The organism is Streptomyces sp. NPDC051578 (assembly GCF_044454045.1).
In the GTDB taxonomy this organism is placed as follows: Bacteria; Actinomycetota; Actinomycetes; order Streptomycetales; family Streptomycetaceae; genus Streptomyces.
In genome coordinates, this window is sequence record NZ_JBITDH010000011.1 from 1 (window position 1) to 19,595 (window position 19,595).

The 19,595-nt window shown below is 68.4% G+C and carries 22 protein-coding genes and 1 pseudogene; 13 read left to right on the forward strand and 10 right to left on the reverse strand.

All coding sequences use genetic code 11. The features are described from left to right. Positions 1 to 222: 222 nt before the first annotated feature. Positions 223 to 459, reverse strand: a complete 237-nt coding sequence (locus ACIA6C_RS29600; RefSeq protein WP_399280446.1) for a hypothetical protein — start codon at positions 457 to 459, stop codon at positions 223 to 225. Positions 460 to 1,028: 569 nt separating this feature from the next. Here ACIA6C_RS29600 and ACIA6C_RS29605 point away from each other — a divergent pair. Both ACIA6C_RS29605 and ACIA6C_RS29610 read left to right on the forward strand, forming a co-directional pair. Beyond that, positions 1,029 to 1,412 (forward strand): hypothetical protein, encoded by a 384-nt coding sequence (locus tag ACIA6C_RS29605; protein WP_399280448.1) that lies wholly within the window; start codon positions 1,029 to 1,031, stop codon positions 1,410 to 1,412. Next, positions 1,409 to 1,951 (forward strand): hypothetical protein, encoded by a 543-nt coding sequence (locus ACIA6C_RS29610; RefSeq protein WP_399280450.1) that lies wholly within the window; start codon positions 1,409 to 1,411, stop codon positions 1,949 to 1,951. The genes ACIA6C_RS29605 and ACIA6C_RS29610 overlap by 4 nt, the downstream gene beginning before the upstream one ends. A gap of 243 nt (positions 1,952 to 2,194) precedes the next feature. On the opposite strand, the gene ACIA6C_RS29615 is transcribed toward ACIA6C_RS29610, so the two are convergent. Continuing rightward, positions 2,195 to 2,572: a hypothetical protein gene (locus ACIA6C_RS29615; protein ID WP_399280452.1), complete on the reverse strand. Its 378-nt coding sequence runs from the start codon at positions 2,570 to 2,572 to the stop codon at positions 2,195 to 2,197. Positions 2,573 to 2,957: 385 nt separating this feature from the next. Continuing rightward, positions 2,958 to 4,052: a hypothetical protein gene (locus ACIA6C_RS29620; protein ID WP_399280454.1), complete on the reverse strand. Its 1,095-nt coding sequence runs from the start codon at positions 4,050 to 4,052 to the stop codon at positions 2,958 to 2,960. Between the two features lie 453 nt (positions 4,053 to 4,505). Here ACIA6C_RS29620 and ACIA6C_RS29625 point away from each other — a divergent pair, with 453 nt between their 5' ends. From ACIA6C_RS29625 to fdxA, 4 genes are all read left to right on the forward strand, one after another. Then, positions 4,506 to 4,835 (forward strand): hypothetical protein, encoded by a 330-nt coding sequence (locus tag ACIA6C_RS29625; protein WP_399280455.1) that lies wholly within the window; start codon positions 4,506 to 4,508, stop codon positions 4,833 to 4,835. Positions 4,836 to 4,909: 74 nt separating this feature from the next. After that, the gene (locus ACIA6C_RS29630) at positions 4,910 to 5,098 is read left to right on the forward strand and encodes a hypothetical protein (RefSeq protein WP_399280457.1); all 189 of its coding nucleotides are present in this window, start codon (positions 4,910 to 4,912) and stop codon (positions 5,096 to 5,098) included. 1,220 nt (positions 5,099 to 6,318) lie between these two features. Beyond that, entirely contained in the window at positions 6,319 to 7,083 is a 765-nt protein-coding gene (locus ACIA6C_RS29635) for a serine protease (RefSeq protein ID WP_399280459.1), read from the forward strand. Positions 7,084 to 7,262: 179 nt separating this feature from the next. Further along, positions 7,263 to 7,586, forward strand: a complete 324-nt coding sequence (gene fdxA / locus ACIA6C_RS29640) for a ferredoxin FdxA (protein WP_399280461.1) — start codon at positions 7,263 to 7,265, stop codon at positions 7,584 to 7,586. A gap of 196 nt (positions 7,587 to 7,782) precedes the next feature. Here the strand turns inward: fdxA and ACIA6C_RS29645 are convergent, their stop codons facing one another. From ACIA6C_RS29645 to ACIA6C_RS29655, 3 genes are all read right to left on the reverse strand, one after another. Further along, positions 7,783 to 8,457, reverse strand: a complete 675-nt coding sequence (locus ACIA6C_RS29645) for a hypothetical protein (protein WP_399280463.1) — start codon at positions 8,455 to 8,457, stop codon at positions 7,783 to 7,785. Next, positions 8,454 to 9,698, reverse strand: a complete 1,245-nt coding sequence (locus ACIA6C_RS29650; RefSeq protein WP_399280465.1) for a 2-isopropylmalate synthase — start codon at positions 9,696 to 9,698, stop codon at positions 8,454 to 8,456. The genes ACIA6C_RS29645 and ACIA6C_RS29650 overlap by 4 nt, the downstream gene beginning before the upstream one ends. A 585-nt stretch (positions 9,699 to 10,283) precedes the next feature. Next, entirely contained in the window at positions 10,284 to 10,724 is a 441-nt protein-coding gene (locus ACIA6C_RS29655) for a YidB family protein (RefSeq protein ID WP_399280467.1), read from the reverse strand. Positions 10,725 to 11,211: 487 nt separating this feature from the next. Between ACIA6C_RS29655 and ACIA6C_RS29660 the strand changes: the two genes are divergently transcribed. From ACIA6C_RS29660 to ACIA6C_RS29675, 4 genes and pseudogenes are all read left to right on the forward strand, one after another. Further along, positions 11,212 to 11,880 (forward strand): hypothetical protein, encoded by a 669-nt coding sequence (locus ACIA6C_RS29660; RefSeq protein ID WP_399280469.1) that lies wholly within the window; start codon positions 11,212 to 11,214, stop codon positions 11,878 to 11,880. 126 nt (positions 11,881 to 12,006) lie between these two features. Beyond that, a complete protein-coding gene (locus tag ACIA6C_RS29665) occupies positions 12,007 to 12,156 on the forward strand; it encodes a hypothetical protein (protein WP_399280471.1) in 150 nt (49 codons plus the stop codon). A gap of 415 nt (positions 12,157 to 12,571) precedes the next feature. Beyond that, positions 12,572 to 12,827: pseudogene (locus ACIA6C_RS29670) on the forward strand (transposase); the annotation flags it as partial. A gap of 122 nt (positions 12,828 to 12,949) precedes the next feature. Further along, positions 12,950 to 14,221, forward strand: coding sequence for a sialidase family protein (locus ACIA6C_RS29675; protein ID WP_399280473.1), 1,272 nt, complete (start codon positions 12,950 to 12,952; stop codon positions 14,219 to 14,221). A gap of 143 nt (positions 14,222 to 14,364) precedes the next feature. Here ACIA6C_RS29675 and ACIA6C_RS29680 read toward each other — a convergent pair whose 3' ends face one another. Beyond that, positions 14,365 to 14,502, reverse strand: a complete 138-nt coding sequence (locus ACIA6C_RS29680; RefSeq protein ID WP_399280475.1) for a hypothetical protein — start codon at positions 14,500 to 14,502, stop codon at positions 14,365 to 14,367. A 473-nt stretch (positions 14,503 to 14,975) separates the two neighbouring features. Beyond that, positions 14,976 to 15,287 carry a hypothetical protein gene (locus ACIA6C_RS29685; protein ID WP_399280477.1) on the reverse strand — a complete coding sequence of 104 codons (312 nt, stop codon included), beginning with the start codon at positions 15,285 to 15,287 and terminating at the stop codon, positions 14,976 to 14,978. On the opposite strand from ACIA6C_RS29685, the gene ACIA6C_RS29690 reads away from it, so the two are divergent. Together ACIA6C_RS29690 and ACIA6C_RS29695 are read left to right on the forward strand one after the other, a co-directional pair. Further along, entirely contained in the window at positions 15,277 to 16,101 is an 825-nt protein-coding gene (locus ACIA6C_RS29690; protein WP_399280479.1) for a serine protease, read from the forward strand. The genes ACIA6C_RS29685 and ACIA6C_RS29690 overlap by 11 nt on opposite strands. Positions 16,102 to 16,460: 359 nt before the next feature. After that, the gene (locus ACIA6C_RS29695) at positions 16,461 to 16,946 is read left to right on the forward strand and encodes a ricin-type beta-trefoil lectin domain protein (RefSeq protein WP_399280481.1); all 486 of its coding nucleotides are present in this window, start codon (positions 16,461 to 16,463) and stop codon (positions 16,944 to 16,946) included. Between the two features lie 314 nt (positions 16,947 to 17,260). On the opposite strand, the gene ACIA6C_RS29700 is transcribed toward ACIA6C_RS29695, so the two are convergent. Continuing rightward, positions 17,261 to 18,292 carry an ATP-dependent DNA ligase gene (locus ACIA6C_RS29700; RefSeq protein WP_399280483.1) on the reverse strand — a complete coding sequence of 344 codons (1,032 nt, stop codon included), beginning with the start codon at positions 18,290 to 18,292 and terminating at the stop codon, positions 17,261 to 17,263. A 307-nt stretch (positions 18,293 to 18,599) separates the two neighbouring features. On the opposite strand from ACIA6C_RS29700, the gene ACIA6C_RS29705 reads away from it, so the two are divergent. Further along, positions 18,600 to 18,701 (forward strand): helicase associated domain-containing protein, encoded by a 102-nt coding sequence (locus ACIA6C_RS29705; RefSeq protein WP_399280485.1) that lies wholly within the window; start codon positions 18,600 to 18,602, stop codon positions 18,699 to 18,701. 60 nt (positions 18,702 to 18,761) lie between these two features. Here ACIA6C_RS29705 and ACIA6C_RS29710 read toward each other — a convergent pair whose 3' ends face one another. Beyond that, a complete protein-coding gene (locus ACIA6C_RS29710) occupies positions 18,762 to 19,175 on the reverse strand; it encodes a hypothetical protein (protein ID WP_399280487.1) in 414 nt (137 codons plus the stop codon). Positions 19,176 to 19,595 lie beyond the last annotated feature (420 nt).

The window sequence follows — 19,595 nt, forward strand, 5'->3', positions numbered from 1 at the left end:
CCCTTCGGACCGGTGTCCTGCGCTTCGCTCCGGACTGTTCGGGGTTCCGTTTCACTCCACCCCGAACGGCCTGCTCCGCAGGCCTGGGTGACCCCGTTTCACGGGGTCCGGGCCTACGGCCCGTTGGGTGGGTTCGCTCCGCTCCCCCACCCCGGGTCCTTCCGGCTCCGCCTCCAGGACCAGCCCGCTCCGCGGGCGCTGGCAATGAAAACAGGGCGGGTGTCAGCCCAGCTGGCCCACTACACCCCCCACCGCTTGACCGGCTGCCCCCTCCGCCTCAGCGATCAGGCTGTAATTCGCGAGCACGGTCGCGGTCGTATCGGCGATCACCTTCGCATAGTCACTGACATCCGCGCGTTCGGAGAGTCCGGAGACTGGGGAGTCAGCGTGGGCGGGCGCGGCCATCATCAAGACCGCAGCGGGCAACATGAGCGCCGGAACGACGCGAGTGATCTTCATACCCACCCCAACGACCACCAACCACCAAAGGTGACAACCCACCCCCGCACGACTCCCCCGGAGCCCCCGACCTTCGGCCCGTAGGGGTGCCAGCCGTGAAGTCAGTCGTATTCGCATCCGAAGACCGCCCGACCCCGCGTGCTCTGCCCTTTTCTGCTTCATTGTGAATCACGGATTGACTCTGGCCTGACCTAATGCCCCCGCTGTGGGCGCCCCGGGGAATCCGCCAACGCTCGCCGGGGATCGTGAGGGCAGACCGCTGGACCGCCGGCGAGGGGTGCGGGGCGACATGCCGGAGGAGGTCGCCGCTCATCTGATCAGAAAAGGAGCGCATCAGGCCAACTCGTGGGGTGCTGACCTGACCCGGGGGCCATCGGCAGGGGCGGTTGAGGCTTTTGGTGCAACGGTTTCCCGCCGTCTTCCCGGTTGGACATCGCGACACGGTTTGTCAGGCACCCGGCTTGGTAGTTATGCCCTGGCCGCACCCGCGGCCTCCTCATGCCCTCTACCGACGCGCCCCCTGGAGGTGCCGGATGCCCTTTCTGATCTCCGAAGACAAGATGAAACCCATGGACTCCCTGGAATGGAGCGTCATGGCCTCCGCCGGGTTCTTCAACAGCTCCTTTCTGGCCGCGATGAGCTGGAGCGAACCCCCTCCCGGCGGTGACCCCGAGGACGTCTACCCGATGGTCGGCAAGTGGCACATCAGGGACTTCATCGCCTGGCTCTACACCGACGACGACGGCCGGCCCCTGGACACACTCGAGACGGCCGAGCTCCTGGTCTCCGTGGACGACAAAGTCGTCGTGCTGACCATCGAACCCGACCTCAGCACCCTCACCACCGACGGAACCCAGAACCAGGACGGAACGCCCGCACTGCCCAGGTTCGCCCTGGCCACCTCCACACCCGACGACAACGCCACCTACCACGCCCTCGCGGAGCTCCAGTGACCTACTCAGCCAGCCACTACCGCGTCGTCAGCCCCGAGCCGGTGCCGTACTACCCCGCGAAGTACACCGCGATGGCCGAAGGCATGGTCGACGTCCCCGCCGGCGCGGTGGCCCCCTACCAGACCATGCAACTGGAAACCCTGGATCCGGAACAACTCCTGATGGAGACCTCGCAGCGGGACACCCTGCGTGCCGGAAAAGAGCTCACACTCACCGGCTACGAAGCCAAACACCTGGTGCGGTTCATCTTCCAGAAAGATGACGAGTGGAGCCTGCCCCGCGGCATCCGGGAGGGGATCGGGCTGCTGTTCGCACAGGACAGCAAACCCAAGGCACTCCACCTCACCTACACACCAAACAAGGACGACAGCAGCAAGACCACCCTCAAGCTACGGCTCGCCGACCCCACCGTAGGCACCAAATACCACCTGTACTACTGGATCACCACCAAGGGCATCGTCGAAGTGAAAAACGCCGGCGCCACCGACGCCTTCTTCGCCAAAAACACCGTCACCCACTGGAACCACCCGGAACGCTAGCAACCCCCACACCCACCACCCCCACCACCGGCCGGTGCACAGCAGCGCGCTGAAGCCGGCGACAGTGCCCTCGTTCAAGCACACCGGAGCCCGGCCGCCAGCACCTTCGAGGCGGTCGGGCGAGCAGCGTGAACCGTGCCGCCCACCACCATCAGACGGGTGGCGCCGTAGCCGACGCTGAACCACCCGGCGACCACCACACGCCTTGCGCCGCCGGGCTTCGCCAGCACCCAGCGGGGGCGCTCACCCAGCCGCCGACACCGACCCCTGACCGAACGGCGGAACCTCATCCACCGTCACGTCCACACGGACCCGCTGGAAACGGAGCGGATGGCGCCACACCCCACCCCGGTCCACAGCCCGATCCGCACTGACCTCCGCCACCACATCCGGGCGGACCAAGGTCGCGCCCAAAACGCCACGAGACCCCCAGGACGCCGCGAACGACACGCCCTCCCACGGGTGTCCGAGACCTGCGGCCACCAGGTGCTCCGCCACCTGCCGGGCCTGCTCCGGGCGCAGCGCCACCGTCCGACCGACCGCACGCAGCCGGCCCTTCTCGTCGTGGCGGCCCAGGACCAGGAGCTGCGGGCGGGTCAGGGTGCCGGTGATGGCGGCCACGATGGCTTCGGTGGTGTCGCGTCTTTTGATCTTGGTCCAGGCGCGGCGGCCTGGCTGATACGGGGCCCCATCGGCTTGGCGAGCACTCCTTCGAGACCGGGGACGGCGGTCCAGGACTCCAGCCAGTCCCTCGCCGTCGCCAGGTCCGTGGTCATCGGACACAGCGACCACGGCGACGCTCACCGCACTGTCACAAAACCGAGAGATCGCAGGGTGCCGTCAACGAGCGGCGAACCAGGCTAAGTAACCCGTCAGTAGCTTTTGGGGCGGAGGAAGCAACCTGGGAACGGGACAGCCGGTCAGGGCGGCGTATCGCTGCTCTGACCGGCTGTTCATTGTGCTGAGGGCCTGCTGTGGCCCCCGGGTTCACGGAGGGTGAGGGAGTTCAGGGGTTGTTGGCTTGGGCCGCCGCTTGTTCTTGTGCGATCCCTGTTTCCATCTCGGGAGTGTCGGTGGTGGAGGTGCGCGGGTCGTAGCCGCGATGGACGACCAGGAGTTGGTTTTCTGTGCCGTACTTGTCGCGGTAGGCGATGGCGGCCGGCCCGGGGCCGCTCCAGTGGTTCGGGAACCTCTGGTCGGTGCTCCAGGAGCTGCCGCTGTAGGTGCTCCACCACAGGTTCTGGTCGGCGGTGCCGTAGCCGCGGTGGATGCAGTACAGCTTGTTGTCGAATACGGCGAGTGCGGGGCCTTGCACGCTCTCGTGGCCGGGAAGCTTGGTGTCCCGGCTCCACCCGGTGCCGTTGTAGGTGGCGTGGAACAGGGAGAGGTCGTTGCCCATTCCTCGGTGGACGAGGTGCAGCTTGCCTTGGAACTCGGCCAGCGCGGGGTTCGCCCCGGTGGCGTGGGCAGGGAGTTTGATGTCCGGGCTCCAGCGGGTCCCGTCGTAGGTGGCGTGGAACAGCGAGGCGTCGTCGTCGACTCCGCGGTGGACGAGGTGCAGTTTGCCGCCGAATACGGCGAGCGCCGGTCCGGTGGAGCTCATGTGGGCGGGGAGCTTCGTGTCCTGGCTCCAGCGGGTGCCGTCGAAGAAGGTGTGAAACAGGTGCCCGGTGTTGGTGCCGCGGTGCACGCAGTGCAGTTTGCCGCCGAACGTTGCGAGCGCCGGTCCGGCGTCACTCATGTGGTTGGGGAACTTGGCGTCCGGACTCCAGCCCTTGTCCGGGTCAAAGACCGTCCACCACAGGTTGTGGTCGTCGTCGTGGGCGTTGGTGCCGCGGTGCACGCAGTACAGGTTCCCCTTGTACTCGGCCAGGGCCGGGTTCGCGCCGGTCACGTGATCGGTGAACTGCTGGTCCTCGCTCCAGCCCTTGCCGGGCACCAGGACGGTCCACCACAGGCTGGGGTCACCGGGGTCCGGAGGAGCGTCCAGCGCCTTGGGGACGAGCATCGTGGGCGAGAACCAGGGGGAGACCAGTTTGACGCCGCCCCCCTTGGACACGGCCTGGATCCATACCTTCTGGGCCAGGACGGCCAGACTCACAATCGACGAGAGAGGCTCAGGTAGAAACCCGCCGATCACATCGTTGAGCAGGTCTCGGATGTCGTTGAGGGTGTTGACAGCCCGCTGACTGAGGATGACCTCGAAACCCCACCACTTCGCCACGAACCTGACGGGCGAGTCTTGCGCGGCGAGTTCCTTACTGGCTTGGGCCGCTCGTTCCACGGCCTCCGGTGACGGGGCCGCCCCACTGCCACCCCCGGCATCCGTGCCCTGCTCTTGGTTTAGATCTTCGGCCATCGGTGCGTTCTCCCGCCTGTCATCGCAGCAGGTTCACAACACGACCAGCCCCGGAACTCGCAGGCCGGCCGTCATGTGCTCCTGCCGTGGGTGAATCAGAACCTCATGCGCAGGAACAGGTCCTCCCTGGCATGCATAACGCAAGCACAGCCACACATGCAGCGAGGGCAAATATCGGCATAGATGTCCAAAACCATGCAACTCCGTCCGGAAGCCGCCTGTCCCTCCCAGGGCACAGCCGCGGCCGCCCCGACACCCGCGGCCTCCGTCGGGCTGCCGCCCATCGGCTCGGAGGTCGCCTCCTCGATGCTCGCGAACAACGTCCCGATGACATACAAGAAGCAGTTGTTCTCCATCGATCTCCGCGGCGGCATCAAGCAGCGCGTCGAACGCAACCCGAGCGACCCCGACCACAGCGTCCTGCTGCGCACCGAGGGCTTCCGCGTCTCCGGGGAACACGACGGAGCGAGCGGGACGGCGACCTTCGAGCAGAGCAAGGACACCAACCCACAAAGCACCCTGTGAAAGGTGCAGGAATTCCCCCCCATCCCCCCAGGTACGAGGAACGCGACGTCATCCCTTTCACCGCGGTGATCAACTTGCCAGACAGTGAGCACGTCGTGCTCCACCCGAAGAAGCCGATGGTCCTGCACGCCAACCTCGCCCAATGGCCGGCCCGCGGGGAGGAATACCGCTTGGAGCAGCCGGTCGAGCTCGTCGACCCGGCACACCCCAACACCGTCGTGGCCACGCTGGAGAGGTTCCCCGCCAAACGAGGCGCCCTGTAACAGCCGGCGCAACAAAGGAACCCGACACAGCACCCGCTCCGGGTCGGCGGCCACCACCGCCCGCGACCACACCCGGGTACCGGCATCCGCCGGCTCGACCAGACCGCACCCACACAGCGACACGCCGCTCGTCACGCAATGCCCGGGACCCATACAGGCGACGCTCAGCCGGCCGCCTCGCGGCTGGCCCCTGCCCGAACCGGGGAACGTCCCCCACGGCCACGTCCAGGCGCAGCCGTTTGAAGCGGAGCGGGTGGCGCCACACCCCGCCCCGGTCCATGGCCCGGTCGGCGCTGAACCCACCAGATCGGGGAGGACCAGGCGCACATCCAGGACGTCACGGAGCCCCCAGGTCGCGGCGAACGTGACGCCCTCCCACGGGTGGCCAGGGCCGGCGGCCGTCAGATGCTCGCCGACCAGACGGGCCGCCTCCGTGCGCAGCGGGACGGTGCGGCCGACCGCGCGCAGCCGGCCGTCTTGGTCGTGGCTTCGGGACGGGAGTAGCCGATGTACGGCTGTTTTCGCGCTTGCCCCGGGGCCGGTGGCGTCGTGGTCAGGACTCCCTGCCGGCCAGCACCCGGTCGGCGAGATAGTGCGGACACGTCCGCTCGTGCCAGGTGACCGTCAGGCGCCCTCCCCAGAGCGCGAGCGTTCGCACCGCGCCGGCAGCAGGGGCCGCCTCGCAGAAGGGACACACCACCGCCTGAGGCCGAAGAACATCCACCCGACCCACTCCCCTCCCGGCTCTCGCGCACCCGATCGAGACCACCCCTACCAGATACGCCCGGGCCACGAACCCATACCCGCCGGTACGGGCTCCCTACTTCACAGGGTGGCCAGGGGGAACTGGCCGAGCCCTGCCGCCCTCACCCTGGTTCGCGCCCGAGGCACCGTTGTCCCGATCCGACTGCCAGCACGGGCCTCGTTTTGTGCCCGTCCCCATCGACGTAAGCCGGGCGCTGGGTCTGTGGGGTGGTGGCGCTGCCCTGTGCCACCTGCCTGCGGTGTGTGTATTGCCGGCCGATCTGTGGCCAAGAGAGCGATCTTGCCGTGCGGGGGCGAGGGGGTGTGGCACTCTCCATGCGACCCGTCATCAGCAGGCCCTGGTCCGCATCGTGTTGGTACCCCAGTTGTGGGGCGGGGCGAGTAGGAAGAGGATCATGCGCCCTATCCGTGATGTTGCCCGTAGTCCCCGCCGGCTTGGCGGGAGGTTGCGGCGGGTGGCACTGGTGCCCCTGGCCGCCGCGGCCGCGCTCGCCGTATTCGTGGTGCCGGCCCAGCCCGCCGCGGCCGTCGTCGGCGGCACCGCCGCCGCGCAGGGGCAGTTTCCCGCGCAGTTGGCCATCACCGTCTCCGGCCGGCTGCGGTGCGGTGGCGCGCTCGTCGGTGCGGACACGGTCGTGACGACCGCCGGCTGCGTCAGCGGGGTGAACGCCTCCTCCTTGCAGATCGTCGCCGGGGAATGGCAGCTCGACCAGGTTTCGGGGACCGAGCAGCGGCGCGTCGTCGCCGACGTCGTCATCCACCCCGACTACAACGCGGCCACCCATGACAGTGACCTGGCCGTCCTCCACGTCTCACAGCCCTTCGTCCTCAACCAGAGCGTCGCTCCCATCACTCTCGTCCCCCAGGGCAGCGACCCCGTGCCCCTGCTCTCCGGCGACATCACGACCGCCGGATGGGGCACCACCAGCGAGAACGGTTCCCCCAGCAACACCCTGCACAGTGTTCAGGAGCCGGTGATCGCCCGCACGGTGTGCGCCCTGGACTACGGGCTCGCGGTGACCGGCACCATGTTCTGCGGCGGGCACGAGTTCGTGGGCGGGTCCGGGTTCTGTCAGGGCGACGAAGGCGGCCTCGCCGTCATCAACGGACGCCTCGCGGGCCTGCCGTCCTGGCACAGGGGCTGCGCCCGACCCGGCAGCCCCGACGTCTACACCCGCATCGGCGCCTTCACCAACTGGATCCACACCCACACCACCTGACCCCCCACACCAGCGGGGGGGCCGACCCCGGACAGAGCCAAGGCCACGGCGCGGGCCCAGCCGGTCGGCCGGGCCTACGCCCGCCGCGTTCCTCCCCGGTCTCGTGCACACACCCGCCCGACGACCGTGGTCGATCGCCGAACAGCGACACATCGCATCTCTTGATGAGGAGACATCGAATGACTCACGTCGTGACGGAGCCGTGCATCATGTGCCGGAACACCGAATGTGTCAGCGTCTGCCCGGTCGACTGCTTCCGCCAGGGTCCGAACATGCTCGCCATCGACCCGGACGAATGCATCGACTGCGCGCTGTGTGTCACCAAATGCCCCACCAACGCCATCTTCGCGGAGGAAGACGTCCCCGGCAGCCAACAGCAGTTCATCGAGCTCAACGCGCAGCTGTCGCGTCTTTGGCCCGGCATCACCCGGTCCGTGGCGCCCCTTGAAGAAGCGGAGGAGTGGAAGGACGTACCGGACAAGGCCCACCTCCTCAAGCGCTGACCACCGCACTCCCCCGCCCAGGCCCACCGACGACGACGCCGCACCGGCGGCCGGCTCCCCACCCACTCCGCCGGATCTGCCACCAAGCCACGCCTCGTCGGCGCCGGCGGCCGGCAGCGGGCGGCGGCGGGCGGCCTGATGAGAGCTCGCCCCCAGCCGGCCCGTCGTCGTCCGCCGCCCGGCCACCCGACTCCGCTCAGGTGTGTGTGTCGCGGAGCCGGTCGAGGTACTGATCGGCGTTCGGATACGGGCGGTCTTGGGCGCCGTGGCGGTGCAGGTGGAGTCGTCCGTCCGGATGCAGGCGCAGTGTGGTGGTCGCAGCACGGGACGGTTCGCGCGGGTCGCGGTCGGCGCCGGTGAGCGAGGTCGAGCCGAGGACGGCCACGGTCGGGGGGAACATCGCGGCGGCTTCGGTGGCCGTGGCGGCGGGTGGCCGGCCGGTGCGGTTGGCGCTGCTGACGTAGAGGATCGGGTGGTCGGCGAGGAGGGGCAGCAGAGGTGTCCACCGGGCGCCGAACAGCAGGGTCCAGCCGTCCTGGCTGGCGGGTGACAGCCAGGACGCAATGGATGTGCCAGGGCGTAGCGGCACCAGCAAGGTCACTCGTTCCTCGATGAGCAGCCGGCGTGTCAGGGAGGTCAGGGCCGTATCCAGGTCGAGGTAGTCATCGAGGGTTGCGAGGGTGTCGGGGTCGTGGGCCCAGAGTGCGACGGCCTGTTCGGCGGGCCTTGCCTTGGCGGTGTTGACGGCCCGTGGGTCGGTCGCGGCCACGGTATAGGTCAGGGGTGCGGGGTTGGGCAGCACGACCGCGGCGCCTCGGCCGAGGGCTTTGCGTGCGCCGTCGGTGTCGACGGTGCCGATGTCGGGGTTCACAGCTGCTCGCCCGTCCTTGTGGTCCGTAGTGCGTTGAGGTAGCCGGCGAAGGCCGGGTCGTCGACCACGGCTTGCCCGGTGCGGTAGGCGCGGGTCTTCACCCAGCCCATCGCGGCGTGTGCCTGTGCGTCGTCCAGGTCGTGGCCGAGTCGGGTGGCCACCGCCTTGATGACCCGGGTGCTGGCCAGGTGGGTGAGCACCACGCTCGGGGTGATCCCGAGGACCTGCTGGGGGTCGAAGGGCTGGAAGAGCTGTGGGTGGACGAACGGGGTGCCGGTGGAGATGGTGCCGACCCCGCTGCCGACGATCGGCGTCGTCACGCTCAGCGGCACGCCTGTCTCGCCGGAAACCATTCGTGCGATGGCCGGCAGACGGGTGAGGTCCGGAGCCGTCCACCAGGCGCTGGAGTCCGTGCCGAGGATGTGCGTGCTGCGCTCGGGCCGGTGGGCCAGCAGGAACAGCAGCTGCTCGGTGGCCACCATGCCGCTGCGCTCGGCGATGCCCAGCCAGGAACTGGAAACGACCCGTACCCCCGCCCGCAGGGCCTGGAGTGTGTTGGCCAAGCCCAGGCCCAGGTCGTTGTGCAGGTGTGAGGCGAGCACCACGTCATCGCCGGCGGCGGCTCGAACCCGGGTGAACATCTGCGCGACATCGGCGGGTAGTTGGTCGCCGACGGTGTCGGCCAGGATGACGGTTCCCGCGCCCGCCGCGGTCAGCTCCGTCGCGTACTCGGCCACAAGAGCGTGGTCGGCGCGGGATGCGTCCGCCAGGCAGACATCCGCCGCCACCCCCTCATCCAGCCCCCGGGCTTCCTTGACGAGTGCGACGCCCTCCTGCAGCGCCTCGCGCGCCGGGCGATGGGACATCACCTGGGCCATCGGATCGGACGCGGGCACGACGACCATGATCCGGGCGTGCGCGGTGCCCTTGACCGAAGCGACGGCCTGGCGCACGTCCGCCGCCTTCCCCCGGCACACAGCGGCCACGCTCACTGCGTCCTCGGCCTCCACCGCGACCCTGCGAACCGCTTCGAACTCCTCCCTGCACACCGCCGGGAAACCCGCCGCGAAAACCACGTGCCGCGGGCCGTCCGCACCGAAGATCCGGCCCTGCTCCCGCGCCAGCCGTACCCGGAAATCCGCGCTCATCAACGTCTTGGCTTGCGCGCCGTCGCGGGCCGACTCCTCCCACAACACCACCCGCCCCGCTAAAGCCGACTCCCGCACCACGTCGCCGCCCACCGCGCACCCCGATCTCCACCCGGCCCAGCGGCCGACGCCCACGCCCTCCACCGACGGGAAAGGCAGCCGACTGGGCACTCTAGTTCCGCTCAACCGGATAGCCGCAACATGGCGCCGCACAAGGCACCATGACCCACCCGCCCCGGCACGGTGAGCAAGAAACACCTCCTGCTACCCAGCCGGCCAGACCGCCCACATGCTTCTCGGTCCCGCCGCGGCGACACCGACGCCTCGGTCAGGCCGGAGCCGCGGAAGAAGCTCCCGCCGCGGGGACCGCCCCCGCTCCGTTCAAAGCGGTGACCGACCGGAACCCGCGGGCCGCTCACCGCGGTGACGCCTCACCGCGGTGACGCCGTCGCGTCGGCCTTCCCCGCCGCCGAACCGGCGCCTCCTCGCGACGGCAGCCGGCCTCTCGGCATCCGAGCGCACCTACGAGCGGGCCCACGCCGCGGTCAAGCTCGCAGGTTCCCTGCCCGGCCGGACGCCGGGACGGCCGGTCCCGGTCGACGCAAGAGGCAAGCAGACCGCCCGATTTCCCTCTATCGGCTGCCCGCAGTCGGCCACCGGGCTCGCGGCCGCTCTGCTCTACTGCTCGGTCTGCTCGGGTGAGGCGATCTTGACGAGGGCGATCTGGCCGCGGCCCAGCCGGACGACCGTGGGCTTGGCGGGGTCCAGGTCCAGTGTTCCGTCAGGGGACGCCCCGTCGACGAGAGCCGGGATTTCCTGCGCCAGGGTGGCCGACGCCTCGACAGCAGAGAGGCCAAGCGCATCCCCGAGGAGGGTCAGCCGCTCCTCGCCGATCAGGCCGGCCACCTGCTGCGGCGGGAGGGGCTCGTTGGCTCCTGTCGAGACCCATGATTCCACCTGGGTCAGGTCCTCAAGCGGGATCACCAGCTCCTGGTCAGAGTCATCCACGCCCTCCGTCGCAAGCGACCGCGAACTGACGTTGGCGAACGGGTAGGTGACCAGCAGCGCGACTTGGCCGCCGCCGGCACCAGTGGGGAACGGCACCGAGTTATCAGACATGCAGGAGCTCCAAACGTCATGTGAGTGGTTGGTGAATCCCCCGCCGGCTCCGTCTCTCGCTGAAAGGCCGCAAGCAGAGCAGAGCATGGTGGGACTATCGGGCAGTATCTGACCGACAGTCCCACCCAGCAGGCACAAGTCCCCATGTGCCGGAAAGGTTGGCCGGATGTCATTGTCGTTGGTGGCCAGCCTCGGACGCCGACGCTCAGCCGAACCTACTCAAGCGCTGAAGGGGAGATCGGCTGCTCGGTCACACGGTTTCGAACTGCCGGCCACCGAGCCCGCCGTCCGCACCCAGACCCCCAACACGCGCGGGCGTCCACCCGCGGTCAGAAACCCGACCGGCAGATCGCCGCCCTGCGACGACGCGGCAGATCCCCCCGCTGTACGAGGAACGCGACGTGATCCCGGCGCGGTATCACCCGTAGGGAGGACATGGCTGCCGGAACCACTCCGGGACACGGCGTGAAGATCGACAATCCTCGGTATGACGTCTCACCCCACCCGCCGCCGTCTGCTCGGCCAGGTCGTAGCGGCCGCCGGCGGCACATTGCTCGCGGGCCAAACCGGCCGCGCCTTCGCCGCCTCGCAACCTGCGTCGCTCCCGCCCATCGGGCAGACCATCAACCTCAGCCTGAACGCCTTCGGCGCCACGCTGGCCGTGAACCTCCCACCACCGCTGCCCACACTGAACTTCATCGGCTCCATGCGCGTGAAAGTCCTGGCCGGCGGTACGGACTTCGTACGACTGCAGACACTCCACCTCACCATGGCGGCCCACCACCCGTTGTTCGGGACGGTCACCCTGCGCCTGCCGGACCTTGATGTCGGACCCCTCAGCATCCTCAAGATCGGCCCCGGCGGGATCACCGCGAACTGGAACCAATCCATGGAGGCCACCTTCGAACGATCAGGCGACACCGAGGGCCCGTTCGTCTACGAGACCCTCGACCCGGCGAAGTGGGTCGCCCACCTCACCCACTACCCGCCGCCACCCCAGCAGACCAACCCCAACGGGTCACCCACCGGCGGTGCCCTGTTCCAGCTGCAAGCCCCGATCCGCCTGGGCACGGTGTCGCCGACCGGCAAGAAAACTCCATACGCCCAACTCCAGGGCATGAACGTCAACCAAGGGCAGCTACCGGGCCCGGCCTAGGCGATGCGCCGGCCGATCATCTGCCTGTCGCCCCCGGGAGCCGCCAGGATCGACCGGCCAGTCGCACCCTGACGTAGCGTCATGAAAACATCGAGGCCACTGGCTGAACATGCGGAGAGGACAACAATGCCCAACGAAATCGAACCCACCGAGGACGACACCACCACCTCAGATCAGGCTGAGCCGAGCCTGAGGAACGCTGGGGCGTCCGTCGCCGAGCACACGCCGGCGCAGGACATCGGCAAGTTTGCTCCGACTTCCGACAACCCCTACTAGGACTCGACCGGACGATCATGTTCGGAGCCCGAAGGTGACGGGCTGCGACCCAGGCGGTGCCGAGGCAGACGCAGCCGCGCTTGTCGTAGCGGGCGGCCACCGCCCGGTGCTGCTTGAGACGGTTGATAGTCCGCTCGACGGTGTGGCGTTCTTGCACCGCTATTCGTCGAAGCCGGGTGGCCGCCCGCCACGTGAGCCTTCGCGCAGGCGGGCGGCCTAGGAGCTGTCCGGCCGATCATGCGACCTCACCGATACCGGCGCGCCGCAGCCACCGCCAGAGGAAATAGCCGGTTGCTTTCCCAAGAGCCGACCGAAAAACACCTCTAGTAACACCTGCCGCTCCTCCAGAACCTCGGCTAGAACTTGTCCAGCCGATGATGTGACTGTTCTGTACCCCCCAGTCGTTGCCCCAGGCCTGGGGCCGGGCTATCTGAGTGATGGCGAGCGGGAACAGCTGCGGCCGTTCCTACCGGTCAGCAACCGGCCGGCGTTGTGGCCGGTGGCGAGATCACCGGCAGGTGATCGACGGAATTCTGCACCGGGTGCGAGCCGGACTGCAATGGCGCGATCTGCCCGAACGGTTCGGCCCGTGTAAGCCCGTCTATGAACGCCACCGGCTCTGGTCCGCCGACGGCACCTGGGAACGACTGCTCCAGAAGGTCCCGGGAGACGTATCCAGCCAAACTCATGGAATCGGGTCCACACCTCGACAAGTCGGACTACTTTCCGTGATGTCGCAGATCTAGGTGACTGCTGACCCATGTGACCGTCCCTCTTACAGGCAGGAACATCCATGTCCGCTGAATCTCTCGACAGCACCGAGGCCACCCCTGTGGACGAGAAAGCGCTCGATCCCAAGGCGGAGTTCCACACGAAATGGTGGGGCTTCGAGGTACACCTCAATCAGCCGGCCATCGACCTCGTCCAGGGCTTCCGCGACGTCATCGAGGAAATCGTCTCGCCGTTCCTGCCCACTCCTCTTTCTGAGATCGTGTCGGCAGCCTGCCTGCTCCAGCGGGAGTGGATCAAGGCTGTCTCCAAGGGCCACGGCTGCAAACTGGTCTCGCCCTGGTTCTCGCCCACCATGCTCATCCCCGTGCCGCTGAACGCTCCTACCAGCGACACCAACCTGTGGTGGACCGTTTTCGAGCCGGACAAGGGCTGGAGCACCGACGAGGTGTTCCCGGCCCATGGCAGCGCCGGGCACCCGGCCCTAGCCGTATTCAAGGACAAGCTCTACTGCGTCCACCGCGGCTACGGCGGTAACGACGCCGACCTGTGGTGGACCGTCCACACCCCCGACCGCGGCTGGTCCCCGGACAACAAGTTCCCCGCCCACGGCAGTGCGAGCGGGCCGGCCCTGGCCGTCTTCCAGGACAAGCTCTACTGTGCCCACCGCGGCAACACCGACGCCAATCTGTGGATCACGTCGTTCAACGGCACGTCCTGGAGTGCGGACCGGCAGATCCCCTCCACCGGTAGCAGTACCGGACCGGCGCTGGCCGTGTTCGACGGCAAGCTCTACATGGTGTTCAAAGGCAACTCGGACACGAACATCTGGTGGACCTCCACCAGCAACGGCACGAACTGGACCTCTCCCCAGGCCATCCCCAACCACGGTACGGGCGCGAACCCAGCGCTGGCAGTGTTCAACGGCAAGCTCTACTGCGTCACCCGTGGTACCACCGACGCCGACCTGTGGTGGACGACCTTCAACGGCAGCACCTGGACCACACCACGCAAATTCCCGGCACATGGATCGAGGGAAGGAGTTGGCCTCGCGGTGTTCAAGGGCAAGCTCTACTGCGTCCACCGCGGAAACACGGACCAGTCCCTGTGGTGGACTGCCTTCGACGGGAACAACTGGAGCGCCGATACACGGCTGCCCGCCCACACCAGCGGCGCCTCCCCGGCCATGGCCGTCTACCGTGACCAAAACGGCACCCGCGACCAACTCATGTGCGTCCATCGCGGCTTCGGTGAGCGCTTCGTGTCCCAGGACGGCGAAGTCCTGACCGCCGAAGCGCCCGGTGATCACAGCCAGGACCCGGCGCCGCAACGGTAGACGCCCAGCGACTCGCAAGGGCTCGTCAGCATGGCGGCCTCCCCCGCGGCCAGCACTGTTCCGGTGGCAGCGTCGACGGCCCAGGCGTGTGGGCGTGGTTCCACCAAGCACGGAGGAGCCCCTTGCGCCCGACGCGGGCGGGGTCAGCCGTGCGCGGCCACCGAGGCGTGCCGACGGGTCAGGGCCGTGCAGCGCAGTCCGCCGCCGGGGTGCCACTCCATCACCGGGGCGGCAGCGGTTCCGTGCTCGGGGCACCAGGTCACCGGGTCCAGGTTCGCCACAGTCGAAGCGGCGGCACCCGCACCCCTCCCCCGGCGCCGCGTATGGCACCCCATGCTGGACCACCCCGCCCGCCCGACCCTCCCCCGCCACACCACGAAGCCCGGCCGGCCAGGCCAGCGTCACCCGCAGGCCGCCCGCCCCCGAACGGAACAGCTCGACCACCCGCACCCGGCCTGCCACCGCAAGCGGCGCCGTGCCCCGGCACGGTCAGCCGGCGCACCGACGCCCCACCCTCGCCGGCCGCAGGCCGCCGGGAAGCTCGGCAGCCGGAAGGAGTACTGGCCAAGCGGGTTGACATGGTGGCGCACGAACGGCGAGAGGTCGGCGACCTCCAGGTCACGGACGTCGTAGTCGTCGGCGCGAAGCCGGGTCAAGCGGTCCGTGCAGCGGGGTGCCGAAGAGCAGAAGGGCGTTGCCCCTCTCGGAACAACCGGCGGGCTGCCCGCTTCCCGGCCCCCCTGCCGGCTCAAGCTCAGGTGTCGAGCATCTCGTTCAGCCGGTCGCGTTCGGCTTCGGTGACACTCAGCCCGTAGATGGCTTGACGTGCATCCAGACTTTGGAGTACCTGCACCAGTACGCCCGGGACGGGGAGACCACGGGTCCGGAACCGGTCGCCCTTCAACCGGTTCGACGCTGCCGAGACCGCGAGCCGTCCCCTGCAGTGATCGCCGGGCTCACCGCTCTCGTGCCACACGGGGAGGGGCGGCTGCGGTGACCGGCCCGTGCCGCGTTCGTTGAACGCATCGTCGAGACAGGCGGCTGCGGACGCCACGATGTCCGTCATCGAAGGGGAGGCACGTGTGAAGGGTTCACCGGCAAGGCGTGTGACACGGGACTGGGCGCGGCGAACACGGTGGGTGGGCGTTGCGCTGACGGGGGTATGCCTGGCCCTGGCCGTGACGCCCGCGCACGCGATCTCCGGTGGCACCGATGTGAGGAGCGCCTCCCAGTTCCCCTACATGGTGTCGGTGCAGGCGCCGGTTGTGATGTGCGAGGGGGCGCTGGTCGACCTCAAGCACATCGTCACCACCGCCACCTGCGTCAACAACCTCGCACCCTCCGATGTTCAGATCCGCGTCGGCTCCAACAAGTACTACGACGGCGGACTCGAAAAAGCGGTGAAGGTGATCACCGTGCATCCGGCGTTCGACAAGAACACCTACGACAGCAACATCGCCGTACTCACGCTGGCCGGCAGCCTGCCCGCCGGCCCGTCGGTCAAGCCGATCCCCCTTGCCGAGAGCGACCCCCCGGCCGGGAGTCCCGGTGTCATCACCAGCTTCGGCGTGACGAACACCAAAAACGAGATCCCCGCTCTCTTGCAGCAAGCCCAACTCACCACGTTCTCGGCCACCCAGTGCCAGAGCTTCAAAGGCAAGAGCGTCACCAGCCGCATGATGTGCGCCGGTGACCCGAACGGCGTCAAGGACCTCTGCCCGGCAGACCAGGGCGCCCCACTCGCCCACCAGGGCCGGCTGGTCGGGATCTACTCCTGGGGCGCCGGCTGCGGCCTGGCCGCCCCCCACACCAGCAGCCCCGTCTTCAACCGCATCAACACCTTCACCACCTGGATCAACACCGTGATGCGCACCGGCTGACCCTGACCCGAGACACCCCAAACCCGGAAATCGGCGGCCTCCAAGCAGGTCGAGGGCGAGCGGTTGTGGCATACCTGACGTTCCATCCCGGCCGGCCAGGACACAAACCTCCAGGTCAGCTACCAGATCCGATCCTTCAAGCCCCAGTAAGGCCGCGGCCGGCGCGAGTCAGCCCCACATGCATGACAATCGGTTCACGTTCGGTGTCAGCAGACAATGACACCCGCCGCAGGCCCGATCCAGGCCTTCCTACATCTCCTGGCTGCGATCTCCCGGCTTCACGTCAGTACCTGCTTTTAAACCCCGAAGCTGTCAGGCGCGGAGCACAACCGGTTGGTCCTGGACTCGTTGATGATGTTGTGAACAACCACAAGAAAGCGGCGGCCGTGGCCGCCCTGGCGTTCGGCATCGCGTGCAGTACTGTCCCCGCCCATGCTGATGCCCCCAGCGGCAATTTCCAGATCCGCAAGCTGCACGAGACAAACCGCTGTGTCGGCTGGGGGGATAAGCAGGGCCACCTTCGGCCGGTCTCGAACCAGCCGTGCTGGGAGAAGGAGCGGACTACGTGGACCTACACCGCTGACCACCGCCTCGTCAGCGACGGTGAGTGCCTTGAGGCATGGAACGTCGCCGGCCACCTCCCCATCCTGGTGAAGTGCGAGCCTGGCAAGGCCACACAGGAATGGAACATCCGCGCTGAAACCTACGGACACACGATCCGTCCGGCGGTAGCTGACTGGCTCCTCCTCACATGGGTTGCGCGGGAGAGCAGCTTTTTGGACCTCAGGGCGGATTTCGGTCAGGGCGACACCTGGCAGCGCTTCGACTTCCTCAACGCCTCCTGAGCACCTACCGGCGGCGTTGTCGCACGTGTCTGCAGCAGGCTAGACGTCGTCGGGTCAGCCCCCGAGGGCGCAGTGGATGTCCGAGTAATACGGAATGTACTGGTTGACGCGTTGTAGACCTTTGGTACGTCGCGTATGAGGAGCTGACAGGACCGTCGCTTGCCGCGACCTGCGGCCGCTCGCCGGGATCGCCGCCGCCGACACGGCCAGCACCATCGCACCGACACTCACGCACTTGATCAGAGTCTTCTTCATACCGTGATCAACCGCCCCCGCCCAGGGTCACGGGACACCACCAACAGCCCGCCACCACGTCAGCCGGCCGCAACACCAGGACCCTGCCCGAACCCCGGAACATCCCCCACCCCCACGTCCAGGCGCAGCCGCCGGAAGCGGAGCGGGTGGCGCCACACCCCGCCCCGGTCGACAGCCCGGTCGGCGCTGATCTCCGCCACCAGATCGGGGCGGACCAGGCGCACATCCAGGACGTCACGGGTCCCCCAGGTCGCGGCGAACGCGACGCCCTCCCACGGATGTCCGGGGCCGGCGGCGGCCAGGTGCTCGGCGACCAGGCGGGCCGCCTCCGTGCGCAGTGGGACGGTGCGGCCGACCGCGCGCAGCCGGCCGTTCTGGTCGTGGCGGCCCAGGACGAGGAGCTGGGGGCGGGTCAGGGTGCCGGTGATGGCGCCGATGATCGCCTCGGTGGTGTCCCGGCGCCGGACCTTGATCCACGTCCCCCTTTGGCCGGGCATGTAGCGGCTGGTCTGGGGCTTGACCACGATGCCTTCGACGCCGGACACGTCCGTCCAAGAGTCGAGCCATTCGCGGGCCTGGGCCGGGTCCGTGGTCATCGGACACAGGGTCCACGGGGCCGTCAGGGCGTGGTCGGTGAACAGGGCCTCCAGGCGGGCGCGGCGCTCCACATACGGCAGGTGCAAAAGCTCTTGGCCGCCGAGCTGCAAGACATCGAACGCCACGAAAAAGACCGGCAGCCTCGCGGCCAGGCGGAGGGCGCCGCCGGCGCGGGCGGCGGCCCGGCGCTGCAACGCCTCGAACGACAGGGCGCCCGCCTCGGCGTCCCACACCAGCAATTCGCCGTCCAGGACCAGGCCGACGGGCAGCTGCGCCTCGGCGGCCGCGACGAGATCAGGGAACGCGCCTTGGACCAAGGAGCCGCGACGGGTCTGGAGCAGCACCCGCCCACCCGGGCCGGCCGGGGTGAACACCAGCGCCCGATACCCGTCGAACTTCTGCTCATACGCCACCCCGGAGGTGAGCGGACGCACCGGCGGGACCACCTCGGCGGCCTGCGCCAACATCGGCTCCACCGGCGGTCTGAGCACCATCCCGGGGCCTCCCTCGCAGTCGCCCGCCCTTCCCTTTCCAGGGTCGGCCTGACCAGCGCAGGACGGACTGTCGTTCCGACTGATCGCCTCTCCCCTGTGGTCAGTCACAACCTACGGCCGCTGACTGCGATCTCTCGGTTCCGTGTCAGTGCGCCACCTGCACGAACACCATCCCGTGACAGTGGAATCACCGAGACCTCTCACATCCATCACAGTGAGATCCGCTCTGGAAACAGGCCCCGACCAGCAACAACGCACAAGCCTTCGCTGTCTCTCACCCCACTGTCACGAAACCGAGAGATCGCAGATGAAGCTGGGGGTGTGGGTTTCGAACACCAAGTCCCGGCGCGACAAGCTCACCGCCGACCAGGTCGCCGCCCTCACAAAGCTCGGCATCGACTGGTCCTGACCGAGCTCTGTGCGCGAAAGCGCCCCGAGTCATCGGCGCCTGGTGGGCTTCGCTGCGTGGTCAGTGGGCTGTGGCCCTGGCCTGGTACCTGTCGTGCAGTCGGTGGAGCAGCGTCCTGGTATGCCGTGTCAGCGGGCGGTGCTGGCCCTCGTCGATGACCAAGGCCATCAGGTAGTGGTCGGGGCCGCTGCGCACGGCGTCGATGGGCATGGATGCCCGGAGATTGGGCCAGTACCGGCCATGGGCGAACCCTGACGCCGCGCGCCAGGCGGCGGTGACCTCTCGGGCTTTCAGACCGGCGTCCTCGGCAGCTTCCCCGATTACCTTCCCCGCCTCTGGCTTGCTGAAGGAGGCGGTGGGAATGCCGAGGGACAGGGCGAGGTCGGCTATGTCCTGGCGGCGCTCGCGACCGGTCTTGCCACCAGGACCTGGCTGGTGGTCCGTGTCCTCCTCGTGCTGGGCCCGGTTGCGCATGTCCTCACGCCACAGGGCCAGGGTGCGCCGGCGGCGCTCGGTGCGGTCGTTGCCGCCCAGGATCCAGACGGCAGTGGCGAAGTTCCAGCGCCCCCCGCATAAGGGTCCACGGGCTCTGCGGGTCTACCTCTCCCGCGTGCACGAGCCTGCGCAGCGCATCGGCGTGGGCGACCCCCGCGCTGTAGGAGTTCCGGATGAGCGTGGACGCGGAGTACATGCCCAGCGGTGCATCGTCCGTCGTGAGGCTGCTCGACGGCTGTGGTGCCGGCAGCTGCCGGTAGGCACCCTCTCCACGCAGTCGCTCCACGTCCGCGAACAGCGGCTGCAGGTAGGCGAACTTGAACTCAGACCGTGTCATCACGCCAGGGTAGAGACACCCCCTGACAGAAGGCAGCACGAAGGTGGGCGTGGGCGTGACGG

Excerpts from the sequence above, each read along its gene's own strand:
- ACIA6C_RS29705 (WP_399280485.1), top strand. The coding sequence starts at position 18,600 with ATGAAGCTGGGGGTGTGGGTTTCGAACACCAAGTCCCGGCGCGACAAG.
- fdxA (WP_399280461.1), top strand. The coding sequence starts at position 7,263 with ATGACTCACGTCGTGACGGAGCCGTGCATCATGTGCCGGAACACCGAA.
- ACIA6C_RS29700 (WP_399280483.1), bottom strand. The coding sequence starts at position 18,292 with ATGGTGCTCAGACCGCCGGTGGAGCCGATGTTGGCGCAGGCCGCCGAG.
- ACIA6C_RS29625 (WP_399280455.1), top strand. The coding sequence starts at position 4,506 with ATGCAACTCCGTCCGGAAGCCGCCTGTCCCTCCCAGGGCACAGCCGCG.
- ACIA6C_RS29605 (WP_399280448.1), top strand. The coding sequence starts at position 1,029 with ATGGACTCCCTGGAATGGAGCGTCATGGCCTCCGCCGGGTTCTTCAAC.
- ACIA6C_RS29655 (WP_399280467.1), bottom strand. The coding sequence starts at position 10,724 with ATGTCTGATAACTCGGTGCCGTTCCCCACTGGTGCCGGCGGCGGCCAA.
- ACIA6C_RS29685 (WP_399280477.1), bottom strand. The coding sequence starts at position 15,287 with ATGACGGACATCGTGGCGTCCGCAGCCGCCTGTCTCGACGATGCGTTC.
- ACIA6C_RS29675 (WP_399280473.1), top strand. The coding sequence starts at position 12,950 with ATGTCCGCTGAATCTCTCGACAGCACCGAGGCCACCCCTGTGGACGAG.
- ACIA6C_RS29660 (WP_399280469.1), top strand. The coding sequence starts at position 11,212 with ATGACGTCTCACCCCACCCGCCGCCGTCTGCTCGGCCAGGTCGTAGCG.
- ACIA6C_RS29710 (WP_399280487.1), bottom strand. The coding sequence starts at position 19,175 with ATGCGCAACCGGGCCCAGCACGAGGAGGACACGGACCACCAGCCAGGT.
- ACIA6C_RS29690 (WP_399280479.1), top strand. The coding sequence starts at position 15,277 with ATGTCCGTCATCGAAGGGGAGGCACGTGTGAAGGGTTCACCGGCAAGG.
- ACIA6C_RS29665 (WP_399280471.1), top strand. The coding sequence starts at position 12,007 with ATGCCCAACGAAATCGAACCCACCGAGGACGACACCACCACCTCAGAT.
- ACIA6C_RS29600 (WP_399280446.1), bottom strand. The coding sequence starts at position 459 with ATGAAGATCACTCGCGTCGTTCCGGCGCTCATGTTGCCCGCTGCGGTC.